The organism is Micromonospora sp. NPDC003241 (genome assembly GCF_053589795.1).
This window is the reverse complement of record NZ_JBSFSO010000005.1, coordinates 217,929-235,832: the sequence shown is the minus strand read 5'-3', so window position 1 is coordinate 235,832 and position 17,904 is coordinate 217,929. Positions and strand designations below refer to the sequence as shown.

Below are 17,904 nucleotides of genomic sequence, written 5' to 3'. Positions count from 1 at the left end.
GGCACGGTCGGCCCCCGGCCCCCGCACCAAGATCAACCACCCCAGCGAACCGGAATCTCCACCGGCGGCTCACCCTCACCGGCCCAGAAGATCGTGCCCGACGCGTCCACCACCACGACCCGGGGCGTACGCGCCAACCCCCAGGTGATCGCCTCCGCCGGATCGTTCCAGCTCGGCGCTTCCTCCAGCACCCCGGTCTCGGCGCCCGCGTCGTCGCCGGCCGACCGTTCCCAGTAGGCCGTCCAGATCTGCTGGCCGGCGGAGAGGTCGGGGTGCACGAAGACGGTGCCGCGTCCCCGCCAGGCGGCGAGCCGGTCGGGAACCACCGGCACCGGCCGTTCCCGGGTGACCGCGTCGAGGTCGGCCACGTCGAAGGCGTGCGGCAGCAGTTCCGCCATCCGCAGCGGACCGTCCTTGGCCTCGATCAGGCACTCCGGCCCGCCCTGTTCCCAGAGCAGTTGCCGGCAGCGCCCGCACGGCATCAGCGGCTCGCCGGTGGCGTCGACGCAGGACAGCGCGACGATCCGGCCACCGCCGGTGGCGTGCAGCGAGGAGACCACGCCGCACTCGGCGCAGAGCACCACACCGTACGCGGCGTTCTCGACGTTGCAGCCGACCACGACCCGGCCGTCGTCGACCAGTGCCGCCGCGCCCACCGGGAACTTCGAGTACGGCACGTACGCGTGCCGCATGACCTCGGTGGCGGCGGCGCGCAACCGCGCCCAGTCGATCTCCATGCTGCGCTCCCCTGGATCAGCCCTTGATGTACGGCTTGCCGTCGGCGGCGGGTGCCCGGACCCGGCCGACCAGCCCGGCCACCGCCAGGATCGTCGCCAGGTACGGCAGCATGGCCAGGAACTGGCCGGGGATGATGCTGTTGATCGCGCCCAGGTAGGTGGCCAACTGGTCGGCGAAGCCGAAGAAGAGCGCCGCTAGCAGCGCCCCCGTCGGGCTCCACCGGCCGAAGATCAGTGCGGCCAGGGCGATGAAGCCCTTACCGCCGATCATGTTCTTGGTGAACGAGTAGAGCGCCAGCGTGTACGACGCCCCACCGATGCCGGCGACCACACCGGCCAGCAGCACGTTGCGGTAGCGCACCCGCAGCACCTTCACGCCCAGGGTGTCCGCCGCCGTCGGGTGCTCGCCGACCGACCGGGTCCGCAGACCCCACCGGGTGCGGAACAGCGCGATGTGGATCACGAGCACCAGCAGCAGGGCGAGGTAGAGGAAGATGCTGGACCGGAACAGCGCCGGCCCGAGGACCGGGATGTCGGAGAGCAGCGGGATCTCCCAGTTGCTGAACCGGGGAGCGCTGTTGTAGCGCGCGGCGTCGGTCTGCATCAGCCGCTCGTAGAGGAAGCCGGTGATGCCGACCGCGAGCAGGTTCAGCACGATGCCCATGACCACCTGGTCGACCAGGTAGCGGATGCAGAACACGGCGAGCAGCAGCGAGATGAACGCGCCGCCGATCGCGGCGGCGACCAGACCCACCCAGACGCTGCCGCTGATGCTGCCGAAGAGCGCGCCGCTGAACGCGCCCATCAGCAACTGGCCCTCGATGGCGACGTTGACCACGCCGGAGCGCTCGCAGAGCACACCGGCCAGCGCACCGAAGATCAGCGGCAGGGCGAGCAGGAACGTGCCGCGCACGATGTTGACCAGCGGCATGAAGTTCTGCCCGGTCGGTGCGGCGGAGACCTGCCAGCAGAGGAAGGAGAGCACGAAGCCGACCAGGCCGACGGCGAGCACCGGGACGAACCACCGTTTCGGCAGACCGGCCAGCATCGCCGCCCCGGCGGCCAACGTGATCAGTCCGAAGAGGATCGCGCCGACCGTCCCGTGGATCTCCAGCGCGGCCCCGGCGGAGTCCTCGCTCAGCGTGAAGCGGGCCTGCTCACCGGTGGCGAGCGCGCCGAACAGCACGGTGGCCAGCAGGCCGAGGGCCAGCAGCACCAGGCCCACCTTGCGGGTACGGGTCCAGAAACCCTCGTCGACCTGCGCGACCGCGACGTCGGGGACTGCCATGGTGGACATGCCTCACCAGCCCTTCGCGAGGCTCGTCTGCAACCGGGCGGCCCGCGCCGCCCGGAGCTGGAAGATCGCCTTCACCAGGGCCGGCGCGGCGATGAAGATGACGATCAGCGCCTGGAGCACGGTGACCAGCTCCAGCGAGATCCCCGAGTACGACTGCATCCGGTTGCCGCCGGCCTGCAACGCGCCGAACAGCAGCGCGGCCAGCGCCACACCCCACGGTTTCACCCGGCCGAGCAGGGCGACCAGGATGCCGTCGAAGCCGATCTGCGCGACCACCAGCGGGGTCAGTGCGGCGGCGGTGGTGCCGAGCACCATCTGCGAACCGCCCAGTCCGGCCAGCGCCCCGGCGAAGACCATGATCAGCACGTACGTCCGGGTGACGCTGATGCCGGCGGTGCGGGCGGCGTCCGGGTTGGCACCCACCGCACGTAGCTCGAAGCCGAGCGTGGAGCGGTTGAGCAGCCAGGCGACCGCGAGGGTGGCCAGCACGGCGAGGATGATCCCGGCGTGCGCCCGCAGCCCGTCCCCGAACAGGCGCGGCAGTTGGGCGGAGGCGTCCACCGGCCGACTGATCGCGTCGGTGCGATTCGGGTCCTGCACGCCGTTCTGCACGATCAGCCAGGTCAGGAAGTAGACCGCGATGTAGTTGAGCATGATCGTGTTGATCACCTCGTGCGCGCCGGTCCGCGCCTTGAGGATGCCGGGAATGAAACCCCAGATCGCGCCGCCGACCGCACCGGCCAGGACGGCGACCAGCAGGTGCAGCCCGGGCGGCAGCGGCAGCAGGAATCCGGCCAGCGCGGCCAGGATCACGCCCATGGTGGCCTGGCCCTGGGCACCGATGTTGAACAGACCGCCCCGGAACGCCAGCGCCACCGACAGACCGGTGAAGACCAGCGGCGCGGTGTAGGTGAGCGTCTCCGAGATCGGGCTCAGCGCCGCGTTGACCGTGGTGGCGGCCGGGTCGAAGACGCTGCCCTTGAACAGGTTCGCGTACGCCTCGCTGACCAGCGTCCAGCTCGCGTTGAGCGCGTCGCCGGGCCGGGCGGTGAAGTAGGCGTAGGTGGCCAGCACGTCCGGATCAGAAATGATCATGAGGATGGCGCCGACCAGCATCGCCAGCACCAGCGACAGCAGCGTCACGGTGAACGTGTTGGCCGCCCACAGGTTCTCCAGGAACAGCCGGCCCAGGGTGGGTCGTTCCTGCGGGGGCTGCCCGGTGGTGGCCGTCTCGGCGCGCTCGGTGTTGCCGATCGCGGTCCGGTTGGCCTGCTCCTCGCTCGCCGGTTCCTTGTCCGGCGAGCCAGGCTGTGGGATTGGCTCGCTCATGCCGGCACTCCGCTTCGCTCCGTACCGTCATGAGGCACCACCGCACTGAGCCTGATGATTCGCTCGCTGGGCTCGCTCATGCCGGCACTCCGCTTCGCTCCGTACCGTCATGAGGCACCACCGCACTGAGCCTGATGATTCGCTCGCTGGGCTCGCTCATGCCTTGCCGTCCTCGTTGCCGGGACCCTCGGGGGCCGGGGCCACGCCGTCGGTGGTGGCCGTGACGTCGCGGTCGGTGGTCGCGGTCGTGCCGTCGGCGCTCACCGCGTCCGCGTCGGTCACCGCCGGTTCGTCCGGGTCGCTGGTCGCCGCGGCGGTGCCGTCGGCGGCGGCGGTGCTGTCCGGTGAGCCGCCGGTCGCGTCGGGGCTGATGCCCGCCATCAGCAGACCGATCTCCTTGCGCGGGGTGTCCGGGCCGACGATGCCGATGACCCGTCCGCGATACATCACCGCGATCCGGTCGGCCAGCCCGATCACCTCGTCGAGTTCACTGGAGACCACCAGCACGGCGGTGCCCACGTCGCGCTCGCGGATGACCTGGCTGTGGATGAACTCGATCGAACCGACGTCCACGCCCCGGGTGGGCTGGGCGGCGATGAAGAGCTTGAGCGGCCGGGACAGCTCCCGCGCCACGATCACCTTCTGCTGGTTGCCGCCGGAGAGCGTGCCCACCGGTGCCTGGGCCGACGAGGTCCGGACGTCGAACTGGTCGATCCGCTCCTGCGCCGACTTCGCGATCGCGTCCGGCTTGAGCGACAACCCGCTGCCGAAGGGCGGTCGGTCGTAGATGTCCAGCACCAGGTTCTCCGCGACGCTGAACTCCTTGACCAGGCCGTCGACGCTGCGGTCCTCGGGGACGTAGCCGACCCCGGCGCGCAGCACCTTCTTGGTGCTCCAGCCGTCGACCCGCTGGCCGTCGAGGCTGATCGTGCCGGCGAGCACCGGACGCAGCCCCATGACCGCCTCGATGAGTTCGGTCTGCCCGTTGCCCTGCACACCCGCGACGCCGAGCACCTCGCCCGCGCGTACGGTCAGGTCGACGCCGTCCACCGCGCGGACCTGCCGGTCGTCGTCGACGACCAGGCCGGAGATCTCCAGCACCGGTTCGCCCGGCGTGGCCGGCGCCTTCTCGACGGTGAGCCGGACGCTGCGGCCGACCATCAGCGCGGCCAGCTCGTCCCGGCTGGCCTCGGGCGACGCGGTGCCCACCGTCTTACCGCGCCGGATCACCGTGATCCGGTCGGCGATCGCCTTGACCTCGCCGAGCTTGTGGGTGATGAAGACGATGGACTTGCCGGCGGCCTTGAGCGACCGCATCACGGTGAGCAGTTCCTCGGTCTCCTGCGGAGTGAGCACCGCAGTGGGCTCGTCCAGGATGAGCAGGTCGACGTCGCGGGTCAGCGCCTTGACGATCTCGACCCGCTGCTGGACTCCGACCGGTAGGTCCTCGATCACCGCGTCCGGGTCGACCCGCAGGTTGTAGCGCTCCGAGACCTCGGCGACCTCGCGGCGGGCACGACGCCGGTCCAGGAACCCGGCGATACCGCCGCGCACCTGTTCGGCACCGAGCATGATGTTCTCGGTGACCGTGAAGACCGGCACGAGCATGAAGTGCTGGTGCACCATGCCGATGCCGGCCGCGATCGCGTCGGAGGGGCCGCGCAGCTTGAGCGGCTTGCCGTCGACCAGGATCTCGCCCTCGTCGGGCTGGTAGAGCCCGTACAGGACGTTCATCAGGGTCGACTTGCCCGCGCCGTTCTCGCCGAGCAGGGCGTGGATCTCTCCAGGCTCCACCGTCAGGTCGATGTGGTCGTTGGCGACCAGATCACCGAACCGCTTGGTGATGCCGCGCAGTTCGAGTCTCAGCGCAACCTCCTGGAGTGCGAAGCGATGGTGCAGCGTAGCTGCTCGCGAACGGTTTGCGGCCGGGACCCGACCGGGGGCACGGACCGGCCGCCCCGAGCGCGGGTCTTCCCGCGCCGGAGCGGCCGGATCATGGGCTCCGCGTACCGGTCGCCCCGGTGATCGTCTCACCGGGGCGACCGGTGACGGGTCACTTCGGCTGGGCGGCCGACTCGACCTTGACGGTGCCTGCGGCGATGTCCGCCTTCAGCTTGTCGACCTCGGCCTTGAGCTCGGCCGGGACCTTGCTGTCGAACTCGTGGTACGGGGCGATCGAGACGCCCTCGTTGGCCAGCGTGCCGACGAAGCCCTCCTCGGCGTTGAGCTTCTCGCCACCGGCGGCCTTGAGCACGGCCTCCTTGACGGCACCCGGGATGTTCTTCACCACGGTGGTGATGATCGCCGAGCAGTCCGGCGTGCTCTCGCAGCCGTCGACGTCCACCCAGATGGTGTTGTACTTGCCGCCGGAGGCCTTGGCCGCACCGGTGGTGCCCAGGCCGGCACCGCCGGCGACCGGCATGATGATGTCCGCGCCCTGGGCGACCAGCGCGTCGCTGACCTTCTTGCCCTCGTCCTGCTTGATGAAGTCGTTGGTGAACGACCCGTTCTGGGTCTGCTTGTCCCAGCCCAGGGCCTGCACGTTGGCGCTCTTGGCCTGGTTGTAGTGCGCGACGCCGTCGACGAAGCCGTCCATGAAGATGGTCACCGGCGGGATCTTCATGCCGCCGTAGGTGGCCACCTTGCCGCTCTCGCTCATGCCGGCGGCGACGTAGCCGGCGAGGAAGCCGGCCTGGGCGGTGTCGAACTCCATCGGGTAGACGTTGCCCACCCCGGGGTTGGCGTCGACGATCGCGAACTGCTGGTCCGTGTTCGCCTCGGCGATCTTCTTCGTGGCGTCGCCCATCAGGCCACCGACGGCCAGGATGAAGTTGCAGTCCTGGTTCACGTACTGGGTGAGGTTCGGCTCGTAGTCCGCCTCGGCCTTGGACGCGACGTACTTGATGTCGACGTTGCTGTTCTCGGCCTTGGCCTCCTCGAGACCCTTCCAGGCCGAGGCGTTGAACGACTTGTCGTCGATGCCGCCGACGTCGGTGACCATACAGGCGGTGTACTTCTCGCCGCCCGTACCGGCGTTGTTGTCCTCATCCGGCGCCTCGCCACAAGCGGCGGCGCTCAGTACGAGCCCACCCGCCGCGATGACCGAGGCGATCCGCATCCCACGCACCGAGCGCAAGACGTCTCCTTCCCACTGCACACCGCGTGGTTGCGGTGGCTGCCCTTGAACCGGCCTGCGCTGTGCCGCCGGCATCCCACGTTACGGACGCAGAGCGTACGCCCGCGCCCACCTGCCGAACGACAATCGTGCAGGACTGTTGGAGGCCTGTTACCCGTACGTAATGCTCCGGTGGGGCAGATCACTCAGGGCGACGGCAAGTGGGCGACACTGTGTCTGTTAAGTCCTTTTCGAGCAGTGATCGGTGGGCTCGCCGCTCACCGCCAGAAGACCGCGACAGCGGCGTTGACCAGGGTCAATCCCACGATGGCGAGGAAGTGCCCGCGGTTGACCTCGTCCCGCTTGCGGGAGAAGAAGACCATTACGAAGATCATCAGCGCGAGCACCAACTTGACGCCGAGCTTCGCCGGTGCCGGCTCGTCGCCGTCGCGCAGCGGGGCGGACAGTCCGATGCCGGTGGCAAGTTGGATCACCGCGCCCCAGAGCATCGCGGCGTTGATCCGGATCTTGCCGGTGAGGTATTGGGCGATCGCGCCGCCGAGCAGCAGCGCGAAGCCGATCAGGTGGCCGAAGAGAAGGATGAGTCGGAGTGCTTCCACCCGACCCATCCTGCCCTATCAACGACGGTTTGTAGTAGAGGGCCTTCCGGTCAGCCCTTCGTACCGCCCGCGGTCAGGCCGGAGACGAGGTGCTTCTGGGCGAAGAAGAAGACCAGCCCGGCCGGGACGGTCACCAGGACGGCGGCGGCCGTCAGGTACTCCCACTGCGGGTTGAACTGCGGCACGAACTGCTGGAGCCCGTACGCCAGGGTGAACTTGTTGTCGGTCTGGATGAAGGCCGACGCGTACGCCACCTCGCCCCACGCGGTGAGGAAGGTGTAGAACGCGGTGACCGCCACCGCCGGGCGGGCCAGCGGCAGCACGACCCGCCAGAAGGTGGCGAACGGGCCGCACCCGTCCAGCGCCGCCGCCTCGTCCAGCGAGGTCGGGATGGAGTCGAAGTAGCCCTTCAACATCCAGGCGCAGAACGGCACCGCGATGGTCAGGTACGCGATGATCAACGCGGGCATCGTGTTGATCAGCCCGAGCCGCGCCATGATCGTGTAGATCGGCACGATCAGGATGGCCACCGGGAACATCTGGGTGACCAGGAAGACCATCATCAGCGGCCGGCGACCCGGGAAGTTGAACCGGGACACCGCGTAGCCGGTGGTGGCCGACAGGAAGATGCCGATCCCCATGGTGAACGCCGCGACGATCACCGAGTTGAGGAACCACCGAGGGAAGTTGGTGCTGGTCAGCACGTAGCTGTAGTTGGCCAACGTGGTGTCCCGGAACAGCGTCAGCTCGCTGCTCTGGATCGCGTACCCGGGCTTGAGCGACGACAGCAGCACCCAGGCGATCGGGCCGACCGCGATCAGCGAGGCCAGGATCAACGTGCCGTGCAGCAGGACCGACTTCAGCGGAGAACGGCGGCTGCGGCCGGGTCTGCGCGCCTGCGCGGGGCTCTGTGCCTGCGCCATCACCACACCTCGCCTTGCTTGCGCAGGGCCCGCCGGTAGAACATCGAGAACACCAGCAGGATCGACAGGATCAGTACGCCGTACGTGGAGGCGAGCGAGTAGTTGCGGATGCCCTCGAACGCCGCCCGGTAGGCACCGGTCACCAGGATCTCGCTCTGTCCCGCCGGCTGCCCCTCGGTCACCAGGAAGATGATCGGGAACATGTTGAACGTCCAGATGGTGCCGAGCAGCACCACGGTCATGCTGACCGGACGCAGGCCGGGCAGGGTGATGTTGACGAACCGCTGCCACGGCGTGGCGCCGTCGATCTCGGCCGCCTCGTACAGCTCGGACGGGATGGTCTGCATCCCGCCGAGCAGGGCCACCATCATGAACGGCACGCCGAGCCAGATGTTGGTCACGATGGCGGTCAGCAGCGCCGTCCAGCGGTCGGCGAACCAGGAGACCGGGTCGATCCCGACCGCCGAGAGCAGGGCGTTGGCCAGGCCGAAGCGCTCGTTGAAGATGAACTTCCAGGCGAAGGCGCTGACGAAGGCCGGCACCGCCCAGGGCAGCACCAGCAGCACCCGGTACATGCTGCGGCCCCACATCGGCCGGTTCAGCATGGTGGCCAGACCGAGACCGAGACCGAAGTGGCAGGCCACGCAGACGAACGTCCAGATCAGCGTGGTGCCGGTCCACTGCCAGAATTCGCCGACCTGGCCGGTGAGGACGCGGACGTAGTTGTCGAGGCCGACGAACTCCCACTTGTTGGGGTTGTCCCGGCAGACCTCGCTGCCGGTGATCGACTTGGTGCAGATCTCGGCGACCTGGTTGGCCTCGGTGAGGTCGGTGAAGGAGAGCCAGATCCCGCGGAACAGCGGGTAGAAGATCAGTACCGCCAGGACGATCACGACGGGCAGCACCATCGCCCAGGCGTACCAGTGCTTGTCCCAACTGCGGCGCAGCCGGGACGTTCGAGCGGACCGGCCGGGCGGCGTCGTGGACGACGGCGCCGGGTCGGCTGTCACGGTGGTCATCAGCGCTCCCGAGGAGAAGTCCGGCAGGGGCGCGCGACCGCGACGGCCGCGCGACCCTGCCGGGTGCCGAAAGGTCACCGGCCGGAGCCGGCGCGTTCGGTCAGAGCCCGTAGCCGGGCACGACCTCGGCCTTGTACTTCCTGGCGACGGTGTCCAGCGCGGCCTTCGGGTCCTTGTTCTGGATCAGGACCTCGGTGGCCATCTGGTCGAGCGGGCCGAAGAACTGACCGGCCTCGGGAATCCACGGGCGGCCCACACCGGCCTCCACGACCGGCTGGAACGCGGCCACGACCGGGTTGTTCTTGACCGGGTCGAGGGCGTACGCGGAGGTGCGGGTCGGCAGCAGGCCGAGCTTCTCGGACAGGAACGCCTGCGAGTCTGCGGAGCTCATGAACTTGACGAACGCGACGGCGGCGTCCACCTTCTCCTGCGGCATGCCGGACCAGATCACGTAGTTGTGGCCGCCGACCGGGCCACCGGCCCGCGCCGACCCGCCCGGCACCGGAGCGATGCCCAGGTTCTCCAGGCCACCGAAGCCGGGGGCCGACGTGACGTTGTTGACCTCCCACGGACCATTGATGATCATGGCGACCTTCTTCTCCTTGAAGAGGGTCATCATGGTGCCGTAGGCGTCGTTGGCGGACGGCTTGGCCGCCGCGCCGCTGGTGATCAGGTCCTTGGCGATCGCCAGCCCGGCCGCGTTCTGCTCCGAGTTGATGACGATCTTCTGGGTCGTGGTGTCGACCAGGTCGCCGCCCTCGCCGTACATGAAGGGCAGCATGAAGTAGCCGGCCGGGTTGACGTACACGCCCTCGGCGTCGGTCTTCTCCTTGACCGCCTGCGCGGCGGTCTTCAGCTCCGCCCAGGTCTTCGGCGGCGCACCGACGCCGGCCTGGCTGAGCAGCTCCTTGTTGTACATCAGTGCCAGGCTGTCGGTGACCTGCGGGACGCCGTACGTCTTGCCGTCGAACTTGTTGGAGGCCAGCGGCGTCTCCAGGAAGTCGGACTCATCGGCGAGCAGCTCGGAGCCGTCCAGCGCGTAGAGGTAGCCCAGCGAGGCGAACTCCGGCACCCAGGCCACCTCGGCGCGGAGGATGTCCGGAGCGCCGCTCTTGGCCTGCGCGGCGGTCTTGAACTTGTTCTGCGCCTCACCGAACGGGACCGACTGATAGTTGATCTTCACGTTCGGGTGCGTCTGGTTGAACTTGGCGATCAGTTCCTGGAACGCGGGGCCCTCGTTCTGCGGGTCCGAGGTGTCCCACCAGGTCAGCTCTGCGGTGAGGGAAGCGGGGTCGACGGTGGACTGCCCATCAGCCGGGTTGTCCTCTCCGCCGCCGCAGGCGGCGACGGAGAGGGCGAGGGTGGCGGAGGCGAGTACGGCGATCCCCCTGGCTGTGCGACGCATGTTCGCTCCTAGATTCCTGCCGGGTGTCGGCGGGACAGTAGCAAGAACTTTCGTAACTCGAAACCCCTTGCGAACATCACCGCAACAACCGAGCCGGATCCGCAACCCGACCACTCCACAACTGCGGCTTTACCGGCATTTCGCAGGGCTCGCGCAGACGGTGGACGGCGGGCGAATCACGCTCTGCGCACCGGAAAAGCACCCAACGTCGCGACGGCGGCCGTTGCGGGAGCAGGTTTGCAGGGGCGAACCGCCGCCTGCTGCTCGATTCTGCAAGTTCTTGCCGGCCACTGCGCAAGAACTTGAGGGTGAGCTACAGTGCGCCCATGCGCGCTCGCCTGTCCGACATAGCCCAGCAGGCCGACGTCAGCGAGGCCACGGTGTCGCGGGTGCTCAACGACCGACCCGGTGTGGCACCCGAGACCCGGCAGGCCGTCCTGACCGCCCTCGACGTGCTCGGCTACGAGCGCCCCGCCCGGCTCCGCAAGCGCAGTGCCGGCCTGGTCGGCCTGGTGGTGCCGGAGTTGGACAACCCGATCTTCCCGGCCTTCGCCCAGATCATCGAGTCGGCGCTGGCCCCGACCGGGTTCACCCCGGTGCTCTGCACCCAGACCCCCGGCGGCGTCCGCGAGGACGAGTACGTGGAGATGCTGCTCGACCGGCAGGTCTCCGGGATCGTCTTCGTCTCCGGGCTGCACGCCGACACCGCCGCCGACCACGACCGCTACCGCACCCTGATCGCCCGGCCACTGCCGATCGTCATGATCAACGGGTACGCCCCCGGCATCCCGGCCCCCTTCGTCTCCTGCGACGACCGCGAGGCGGCGGAGTTGGCCGTGTCGCACCTGGGCGCCCTGGGCCACCGCCGGATCGGCCTGATCACCGGGCCGGACCGGTTCGTGCCGGTGCAGCGCAAGGTCAGCGGGTACAAGACCGCGATGAGTCGCCTCGTCCAGCTCGACGACGACGAGTTGCGCGAGCTGACCGAGCTTTCCCTGTTCGGCGTGGAGGGCGGCGAGGCCGCCGCCGGCCGCCTGATCGAGCGGGGCGCCACCGGGATCGTCTGCGGCTCGGACCTGATGGCACTCGGCGCGATCCGGGCCGCCCGGCAGCGCGGACTCTCCGTCCCGGAGGACCTGTCGGTGGTCGGTTACGACGACTCGCCGCTGATGGCGTTCACCGACCCGCCGCTGACCACCATGCGCCAGCCGGTGGCCGCGATGGCGGTCGCCGCGGTCCGGGCCCTGGTCGACGAGATCAACGGCCACCCCGCCCCGCACTCGGAGTACCTGTTCCGTCCCGAGCTGGTGGTCCGTGGCTCGACCGCGGTGGTCCGCCGCGACGACAGCGCCCCGCAGGGCGACCCTGGTCGGCGACCGTCGTCGCCGGCGCTGTCCGTTCCGGCGTGACGCCGGACACCTGCCACCGCCTCCCCGAGTGAGGTCGGGCTGATTCCGGCCGCCCACCGCCCATCGGCACGGCACATCCACCGCCGACCTTGCGCAAGGAATGCTTGACTCTTGCAGCGGCATCGCGGCATTCTTCTCAGACACCCGCGCCACCTCGCCCATGCCCGGGTGCCGCCGTCCCGCACCACAGAACGGGGAACACCCGATGACCGTCAGCCCTCCGTCGCCGCTGACCTCCGACGCCGACTGGTGGCGATCCGCCGTCGTCTACCAGGTCTACGTCCGCAGCTTCGCCGACTCCGACGGCGACGGCATCGGTGATCTCCAGGGCATCCGCGAACGCCTGCCCTACCTGCGTGACCTCGGGGTGGACGCGCTCTGGCTGACCCCGTTCTACACCTCGCCGATGGTCGACGGCGGCTACGACGTGGCCGACTACCGCGACGTCGACCCGATGTTCGGCACCCTCGGCGACTTCGAGGCGATGATCACCGACGCGCACGCGCTCGGCCTGCGGGTCATCGTGGACCTGGTCCCGAACCACACCTCCGACCGGCACCCGTGGTTCCAGGCCGCGCTGGCCGCCGCCCCCGGCTCCGCCGAGCGGGCGCGGTATCTCTTCGCCGACGGCAAGGGCGCACACGGTGAGCAGCCCCCGAACGACTGGGAGAGCATCTTCGGCGGCCCCGCCTGGACCCGGGTCCCCGACGGCCAGTGGTACCTGCACCTGTTCGACCCGGCCCAGCCCGACCTGAACTGGCGCCACCGGGAGGTACGCGCCGAGTTCGAGGACGTGCTGCGGTTCTGGCTGGACCGTGGCGTCGACGGATTCCGCATCGACGTGGCCCACGGCATGATCAAGGCGGAGGGGTTGCCGGACGTCGGCTTCAGCTCGATGACCACCGGCCGCCGCCAGTCCGAACTGCTCGGCAAGGGCCGCCTGCCCTACTTCGACCAGGACGAGGTGCACGACATCTACCGCGCCTGGCGCCCCATCCTGGACAGCTACCCCGGACACCGGATGGCGGTGGCCGAGGCGTGGGCGGAGACCCCGCAGCGGCTGGCCCGCTACATCGGCCCGGACGAGCTGCACCAGGCGTTCAGCTTCGACTTCCTCGACGCCACCTGGTCGGCCGACTCGTTCCGTAAGGTGATCGACACCGCGTTGGGCGAGTCCACCATCGTCGGCGCCCCCACCACCTGGGTGCTCTCCAACCACGACCGGCAACGGCACGTCACCCGGTACGGCGACGGAGAGGCCGGGCTGCGCCGGGCCCGCGCCGCCGCGCTGCTGATGCTCGCCCTGCCCGGGTGCGCCTACCTCTATCAGGGCGAGGAACTGGGGCTGCCCGAGGTGCTCGACCTGCCCGACGAGCTGCGTCAGGACCCCGCCTTCCTGCGTACCGGGGAGAGCCGGGACGGCTGCCGGGTCCCGATCCCGTGGAGCGGCGACCTGGCGCCGTACGGCTTCGGACCGGCCGGCAGCGCGCTGAGCTGGCTACCGGCCCCGGCGACCTGGCAGGCCCTCTCGGTCGCCGCACAGTCCGACGTGCCCGGCTCGACCCTGGAGCTGTACCGGACGGCGCTGCGGATCCGGCACACCCACCCGGCGTTGGCCGGCACCGGCGGCATCACCTGGCGGCAGACCGGCCCGGACGTGCTCGCGTTCCACCGGGAGGTCGGCGCCACGGTGCTGACCTGTGTGGTGAACACCGGCGACTCGCCGGTGCTGATCGACGGGTACGGCACGCCGCTCGTGGCCAGCGCGCCGCTCACCGAACGCGACGGCGGCCACCTGCTCCCCGGCGACACGGCCGCCTGGTTCGAACGGCGCTGACCGGGGTATCACCTCGACGACCTGGTCCCCTGGGGCGACCGGGACGACGACCCCTTGTGGTGGGGGGTGTGGTGCTGGCACCGGTGCCCGGACGACGACGTCCGGGCACCGGTTGCCGGGTGGTCGTCAGCCCCCGGGCAGCCGCGTCGCGATCCGGGCGAACCCGGCCCGCAGCTCCGCCTCGTCCGGCACCGGCAGCGGCCCGCTCGCGTCCTCCCGCTCGGCCGCCGCCATCTCCTCCTCGTCGACGAGGTCCTCGTAGTCGCCGTACAGGTCGGCCTCGTCCACCCGGACCGTCTCGTCGGTGGCGGCGAGCTGCGCGGCGGCGATCTCGCCACGGATCTGCGCCACGTTCACGGCCGGCACCAGCGGCTCGACCACCGCCATCAACTGCTCCTCGGCCACCACCGCCTCGGCCAGCGCCAACGCGTGCGGCCGCTCGTACGGCCCGCAGACCACCGGCTCCCACTCGTCGGCGTCACCGAGCGGCCCGAACGTGATGATCCACGGCAGGTCGAGCAGCGGTGAATCGGTCGGCAGGTCCAACGTCACGAGTGCCCCCACGGGCCCATCATCGTCGGTGGCCGACGAGGTCGGGGCGGGTTCCTCACATCACGGTCAGCCGGCCCCGCCCGGGGTGCCGGGATCGCTCTCCACGTCGAGGTCGACCGGTCGCGGGCGGCTGGCCAGGTCGACCACCTGGCCGCGCCGGCTGGTCGCGGCCAGCGCGGCACCGAAGAGCACCAACTGGTTGAGCAGGTAGAGATAGACCAGCAGACCCACGGCGGTGGCCACCACGGTGTACGCCGGGTTGTGCTCCACCCGCCCCACCCAGAACCGCCCGACGGTGTTGAGCAGCGTGATGCCGACCGCGACGAGAAACACCACCGGCCGCAGCCGGGCCCGGCTCATCCGCAGCCGGGGCACCGCCACCAGCAGCAGCGTCGCCAGCACCGCGTTCACCACCACGCTGAGCACCGCGCTGACCGTGGTCAGCCCGACCGAGCCGGTGCTGCGCAGCAGGAACCGCAGCAGCGTCTCCAGCGCGTCGACCGCCGCCACCGAGATGCCGAGCAGCACGAAGACCAAGAGCAGGACGCCGAGGTCGACCAGGCGGCGGACGATCAGGTTGCCGGGATGCTGGTCCAGCCCGTGGATCAGCCGCTGCGACGAGCGGATCGCCTCCACCCAGCCGATCCCGGTCAGGACCAGGATCAGCAGACCGACCACGCCGACCGTGCCGCTGCTCTCGGCCACCTGCGCCGGGTCGAGGAAGGGCAGGTTCTCCCGGAGGAACTCCTCCGCCCCGGCGCGTACCTCGTCGTTCTCGTCGAGGATGGCGCCGAAGGCCGCGTACGACACCAGGGCGAGGGCGAAGACCGCGAAGAACCCGTAGTAGGCGATCGCGGCGGCCAGCCGCCCGCCGTGCAGGTCGGTGTAGCGCACCCCGGCCCGCCACAGGTGCCCGAAGGCCGGGGAGCGGTGGCGGGCGGCCCGCAACCCACGGTCGACGCCCGCCTCGACCCGCCCCAGCACGTTCACCGGTCAGCCGCCCAGCCGGAAGTCCCGGCGGGGCTGCCACCGGGTCTGCCCGCTGTGCGAGAACAGGGTGAAGCCCTCCACCTCGAACATCGCGGAGAAGTCGGCCAGGTCCTCGTATGCCCGGTCGAGGGCCTCCGGCGCGACGTCCTGGGCCACCGTCACGTGTGGATGGTAGGGAAAGCGCAGCTCACGGCGGAGCTGAGGGGCCGAATTGATCGCGGCGGCGAGCAGTTCGCACTCGCTGATGCCGGCCGCCACCGTCACGAAGACCACCTGCGTCACCGGCCGGAAGGTGCCGGTGCCGCGCAGGTGCAGGGTGAACGGCAGGTGCTCGGCGGCGACCCGGTCGAGGTGCCGTTCCACCTCCGGCAGCGCGGAGACCGGGATCTCGGTCGGCCCGAGCAGGGTGACGTGGGCCGGCACCGTGTTCGGGTCGCCGGAGGCCAGTCGACGTCGGGTCAGCTCGCCGCCCCACGGCTCGGGGATGTCGACCGCGATGCCGATCTGGACGATGTCACCGGTCGACGGGACACCGCTGCCCTGATCCACGCTCCGCGTCACCTCTCCGGCCACCGACTGCTCGCCCTCGTGCGGGCGACTACTCGCCGCGTACCGGCGGGAAGAAGCCCACCCGCTCGTACGCGGTCCGCAGCGTCGGCGCCGCCACCGACCTGGCCTTCTCCGCACCGGCCGCGAGGAGCTTGTCGAGCTGGGCCGGGTCGTCGAGGTACGCGCGGGTGCGCTGCTGGATCGGGGTGACGAAGTCCCGCACCACCTCGCCGAGGTCCTTCTTGAGATCGCCGTAGCCCTTGCCGGCGTACGCGGCGACCAGGTCGTCGATGCCGCGTCCGCTCAGCGCGGAGAAGATGGTGAGCAGGTTGGAGACGCCCGGCTTGGTCTCGGCGTCGAAGACGATGTCCCGGCCGGTGTCGGTGACCGCCGAGCGGATCTTCTTGGCCGACCGGGCCGGGTCCTCCAGCAGGTCGACGATGCCGCCCGGGGAGGACGACGACTTCGACATCTTGGCCGTCGGGTCCTGTAGGTCGGTGATCTTGGCGGTCTCCTTGACGATGTGCGGCGCGGGCACCGTGAAGGTCTTGCCGAACAGCGAGTTGAACCGCTGCGCCAGGTCGCGGGAGAGCTCCAGGTGCTGCCGCTGGTCCTCACCGACCGGCACGGCGTGGGCCTGGTAGAGCAGGATGTCCGCCGCCTGCAGGATCGGGTACGTGAACAGCCCGACGCTGGCCCGCTCGTTGCCCTGCTTCTGGGACTTGTCCTTGAACTGCGTCATCCGGCTGGCCTCACCGAAGCCGGTAATGCAGCCCAGCACCCAGGCCAACTGCGCGTGCTCGGGCACCTGCGACTGCACGAACAGGGTGCAGCGTTCCGGGTCCAGCCCGACGGCGAGCAGTTGCGCGGCGGCCGTCCGCGACCGCTGGAGCAACACCTTCGGCTCGTGCCCCGCCGTGATCGCGTGCTGGTCGACCACGCAGTAGAAGGCGTCGTGCGACTCCTGCAACGCCACCCAGTGCCGGACCGCGCCCAGGTAGTTGCCGAGGTGGAACGAGTCGGCCGTCGGCTGGATGCCGGAGAAGACGCGAGGTCGGGCGGGAACGTCGGACATGCCGCCGATTCTGTCAGCAACACCCGGCGTCCGTCATGACGGGCCGGCAGGTCGCGCCCGCTCGACGACGCCACCCGGATCGCGACGCTGTTCCGGCAGGCGGGCGACGGTGACCGCGAGCCGGGCCACCCGGCGGCCCTCCAGTGTGAGCACCCGCAGCAGCCAGCCGCCGGGGGCGGGATCGTCGCCCGCCCCGGGCACCGGGATCTCGTCGCCCGGCCCGGGCAACCGGCCGAGCGACGCCATCACGAAGCCACCCACCGTCTCGTACGGACCGTGCGGCAGGTGCACGCCGGTGCGCTCGGCGAAGTCGGTCAGGTTGAGCCGGCCGTCGACCACCGTGGGCAGGCCCGCGAGGGCCGGTTCGGGCGTGTCGGCGTACTCGTCGTGGATCTCGCCGACCAGTTCCTCGATCAGGTCCTCACAGGTGACGATGCCGGCGGTGCCGCCGTACTCGTCGATCACCACGGCCAGGTGGTGTCCCTCCCGCCGCATCTCGGTCAGCGCGGCGAGTACCCGCTTGCTGGCCGGCAACCGCTTGACCTCCCGGGCCAGCTCGCCGACGGTGGTGCCGGGGTCGCGGTCCGGGCGCAGCAGCACGTCGCGCAGGTGCACCACGCCGACCACGTCGTCGTGGGTGCCGTCGACCACCGGATAACGGGTGTGCGTACCGGCCCGGACCAGGGGTTCCGCCTCGGCGACGGTCAGCGCCGCGGAGAGGAACACCACCTCGGTGCGGGGCATCATCACCTCGCGGACCAGGCTGGCGCCGGCCATCAGCACCTCGTCGATGATGCGACGACCGACCGGGTCGAGCACGGTGTTCGCGGCGACCAGGTCCCGCAGTTCGGCCTCGCTGATCCGTTCCCGTCCGGCGGCCGGCCCGGCGCCGAGCAGGTCGGTGACGAGTCGCAGGGTGCCGTCGGCCGCCCGCACCACCACCCGGGCGACGGCTCTGGCCACCGGCCCGGGCTGGCGGCGGGACCGCTGTGCGCCCCGTCGCCTGGGTCCGCGCCGACGCGCTGCCCGCATGACAGTGATGGTAGT

16 protein-coding genes are annotated in these 17,904 nt (G+C 70.2%); 2 read left to right on the top strand and 14 right to left on the bottom strand.

Annotation, left to right across the window (positions count from 1 at the left end; all coding sequences use genetic code 11):
- Positions 1-32: 32 nt before the first annotated feature.
- The 9 genes from ACWDVW_RS06685 to ACWDVW_RS06645 form a co-directional block, all read right to left on the bottom strand.
- The gene (locus ACWDVW_RS06685; protein ID WP_449945572.1) at positions 33-737 is read right to left on the bottom strand and encodes a cytidine deaminase; all 705 of its coding nucleotides are present in this window, start codon (positions 735-737) and stop codon (positions 33-35) included.
- Positions 738-753: 16 nt separating this feature from the next.
- Positions 754-2,034: an ABC transporter permease gene (locus tag ACWDVW_RS06680; protein WP_449945570.1), complete on the bottom strand. Its 1,281-nt coding sequence runs from the start codon at positions 2,032-2,034 to the stop codon at positions 754-756.
- Positions 2,035-2,037: 3 nt separating this feature from the next.
- Positions 2,038-3,363, bottom strand: a complete 1,326-nt coding sequence (locus tag ACWDVW_RS06675) for an ABC transporter permease (RefSeq protein ID WP_449945568.1) — start codon at positions 3,361-3,363, stop codon at positions 2,038-2,040.
- Between the two features lie 156 nt (positions 3,364-3,519).
- A complete protein-coding gene (locus tag ACWDVW_RS06670) occupies positions 3,520-5,169 on the bottom strand; it encodes an ABC transporter ATP-binding protein (protein WP_449945603.1) in 1,650 nt (549 codons plus the stop codon).
- Positions 5,170-5,416: 247 nt separating this feature from the next.
- Positions 5,417-6,481 carry a BMP family lipoprotein gene (locus tag ACWDVW_RS06665; protein ID WP_449945601.1) on the bottom strand — a complete coding sequence of 355 codons (1,065 nt, stop codon included), beginning with the start codon at positions 6,479-6,481 and terminating at the stop codon, positions 5,417-5,419.
- 275 nt (positions 6,482-6,756) lie between these two features.
- Positions 6,757-7,098 (bottom strand): hypothetical protein, encoded by a 342-nt coding sequence (locus ACWDVW_RS06660; protein WP_449945567.1) that lies wholly within the window; start codon positions 7,096-7,098, stop codon positions 6,757-6,759.
- Positions 7,099-7,148: 50 nt separating this feature from the next.
- Positions 7,149-8,021: a sugar ABC transporter permease gene (locus ACWDVW_RS06655; protein ID WP_449945565.1), complete on the bottom strand. Its 873-nt coding sequence runs from the start codon at positions 8,019-8,021 to the stop codon at positions 7,149-7,151.
- Positions 8,021-9,040 carry a carbohydrate ABC transporter permease gene (locus ACWDVW_RS06650; RefSeq protein ID WP_449945563.1) on the bottom strand — a complete coding sequence of 340 codons (1,020 nt, stop codon included), beginning with the start codon at positions 9,038-9,040 and terminating at the stop codon, positions 8,021-8,023. The genes ACWDVW_RS06655 and ACWDVW_RS06650 overlap by 1 nt, the downstream gene beginning before the upstream one ends.
- Before the next feature lie 100 nt (positions 9,041-9,140).
- Positions 9,141-10,445, bottom strand: coding sequence for an extracellular solute-binding protein (locus ACWDVW_RS06645; protein WP_396740756.1), 1,305 nt, complete (start codon positions 10,443-10,445; stop codon positions 9,141-9,143).
- 326 nt (positions 10,446-10,771) lie between these two features.
- Between ACWDVW_RS06645 and ACWDVW_RS06640 the strand changes: the two genes are divergently transcribed.
- Positions 10,772-11,854, top strand: a complete 1,083-nt coding sequence (locus ACWDVW_RS06640) for a LacI family DNA-binding transcriptional regulator (RefSeq protein WP_449945561.1) — start codon at positions 10,772-10,774, stop codon at positions 11,852-11,854.
- 205 nt (positions 11,855-12,059) lie between these two features.
- Positions 12,060-13,691: a glycoside hydrolase family 13 protein gene (locus tag ACWDVW_RS06635; RefSeq protein WP_449945559.1), complete on the top strand. Its 1,632-nt coding sequence runs from the start codon at positions 12,060-12,062 to the stop codon at positions 13,689-13,691.
- 126 nt (positions 13,692-13,817) lie between these two features.
- On the opposite strand, the gene ACWDVW_RS06630 is transcribed toward ACWDVW_RS06635, so the two are convergent.
- Genes ACWDVW_RS06630 through ACWDVW_RS06610 form a run of 5 tightly spaced genes read right to left on the bottom strand, consistent with a single transcriptional unit; the run spans position 13,818 to position 17,889 of the window.
- Complete coding sequence (locus ACWDVW_RS06630) at positions 13,818-14,255, bottom strand: hypothetical protein (protein ID WP_396740762.1); 438 nt, start codon at positions 14,253-14,255, stop codon at positions 13,818-13,820.
- 54 nt (positions 14,256-14,309) lie between these two features.
- Positions 14,310-15,233, bottom strand: coding sequence for a YihY/virulence factor BrkB family protein (locus tag ACWDVW_RS06625; RefSeq protein WP_449945556.1), 924 nt, complete (start codon positions 15,231-15,233; stop codon positions 14,310-14,312).
- Positions 15,234-15,236: 3 nt separating this feature from the next.
- The gene (locus tag ACWDVW_RS06620; protein WP_350695842.1) at positions 15,237-15,782 is read right to left on the bottom strand and encodes a 2'-5' RNA ligase family protein; all 546 of its coding nucleotides are present in this window, start codon (positions 15,780-15,782) and stop codon (positions 15,237-15,239) included.
- Positions 15,783-15,831: 49 nt separating this feature from the next.
- The gene (gene trpS / locus ACWDVW_RS06615; protein WP_396740766.1) at positions 15,832-16,857 is read right to left on the bottom strand and encodes a tryptophan--tRNA ligase; all 1,026 of its coding nucleotides are present in this window, start codon (positions 16,855-16,857) and stop codon (positions 15,832-15,834) included.
- A 33-nt stretch (positions 16,858-16,890) separates the two neighbouring features.
- A complete protein-coding gene (locus tag ACWDVW_RS06610; protein WP_449945553.1) occupies positions 16,891-17,889 on the bottom strand; it encodes a hemolysin family protein in 999 nt (332 codons plus the stop codon).
- Positions 17,890-17,904: the final 15 nt, after the last annotated feature.

Excerpts from the sequence above, each read along its gene's own strand:
- ACWDVW_RS06685 (WP_449945572.1), bottom strand. The coding sequence starts at position 737 with ATGGAGATCGACTGGGCGCGGTTGCGCGCCGCCGCCACCGAGGTCATG.
- ACWDVW_RS06680 (WP_449945570.1), bottom strand. The coding sequence starts at position 2,034 with ATGTCCACCATGGCAGTCCCCGACGTCGCGGTCGCGCAGGTCGACGAG.
- ACWDVW_RS06675 (WP_449945568.1), bottom strand. The coding sequence starts at position 3,363 with ATGAGCGAGCCAATCCCACAGCCTGGCTCGCCGGACAAGGAACCGGCG.
- ACWDVW_RS06665 (WP_449945601.1), bottom strand. The coding sequence starts at position 6,481 with ATGCGGATCGCCTCGGTCATCGCGGCGGGTGGGCTCGTACTGAGCGCC.
- ACWDVW_RS06655 (WP_449945565.1), bottom strand. The coding sequence starts at position 8,021 with ATGGCGCAGGCACAGAGCCCCGCGCAGGCGCGCAGACCCGGCCGCAGC.
- ACWDVW_RS06650 (WP_449945563.1), bottom strand. The coding sequence starts at position 9,040 with ATGACCACCGTGACAGCCGACCCGGCGCCGTCGTCCACGACGCCGCCC.
- ACWDVW_RS06645 (WP_396740756.1), bottom strand. The coding sequence starts at position 10,445 with ATGCGTCGCACAGCCAGGGGGATCGCCGTACTCGCCTCCGCCACCCTC.
- ACWDVW_RS06640 (WP_449945561.1), top strand. The coding sequence starts at position 10,772 with ATGCGCGCTCGCCTGTCCGACATAGCCCAGCAGGCCGACGTCAGCGAG.
- ACWDVW_RS06635 (WP_449945559.1), top strand. The coding sequence starts at position 12,060 with ATGACCGTCAGCCCTCCGTCGCCGCTGACCTCCGACGCCGACTGGTGG.
- trpS (WP_396740766.1), bottom strand. The coding sequence starts at position 16,857 with ATGTCCGACGTTCCCGCCCGACCTCGCGTCTTCTCCGGCATCCAGCCG.
- ACWDVW_RS06610 (WP_449945553.1), bottom strand. The coding sequence starts at position 17,889 with ATGCGGGCAGCGCGTCGGCGCGGACCCAGGCGACGGGGCGCACAGCGG.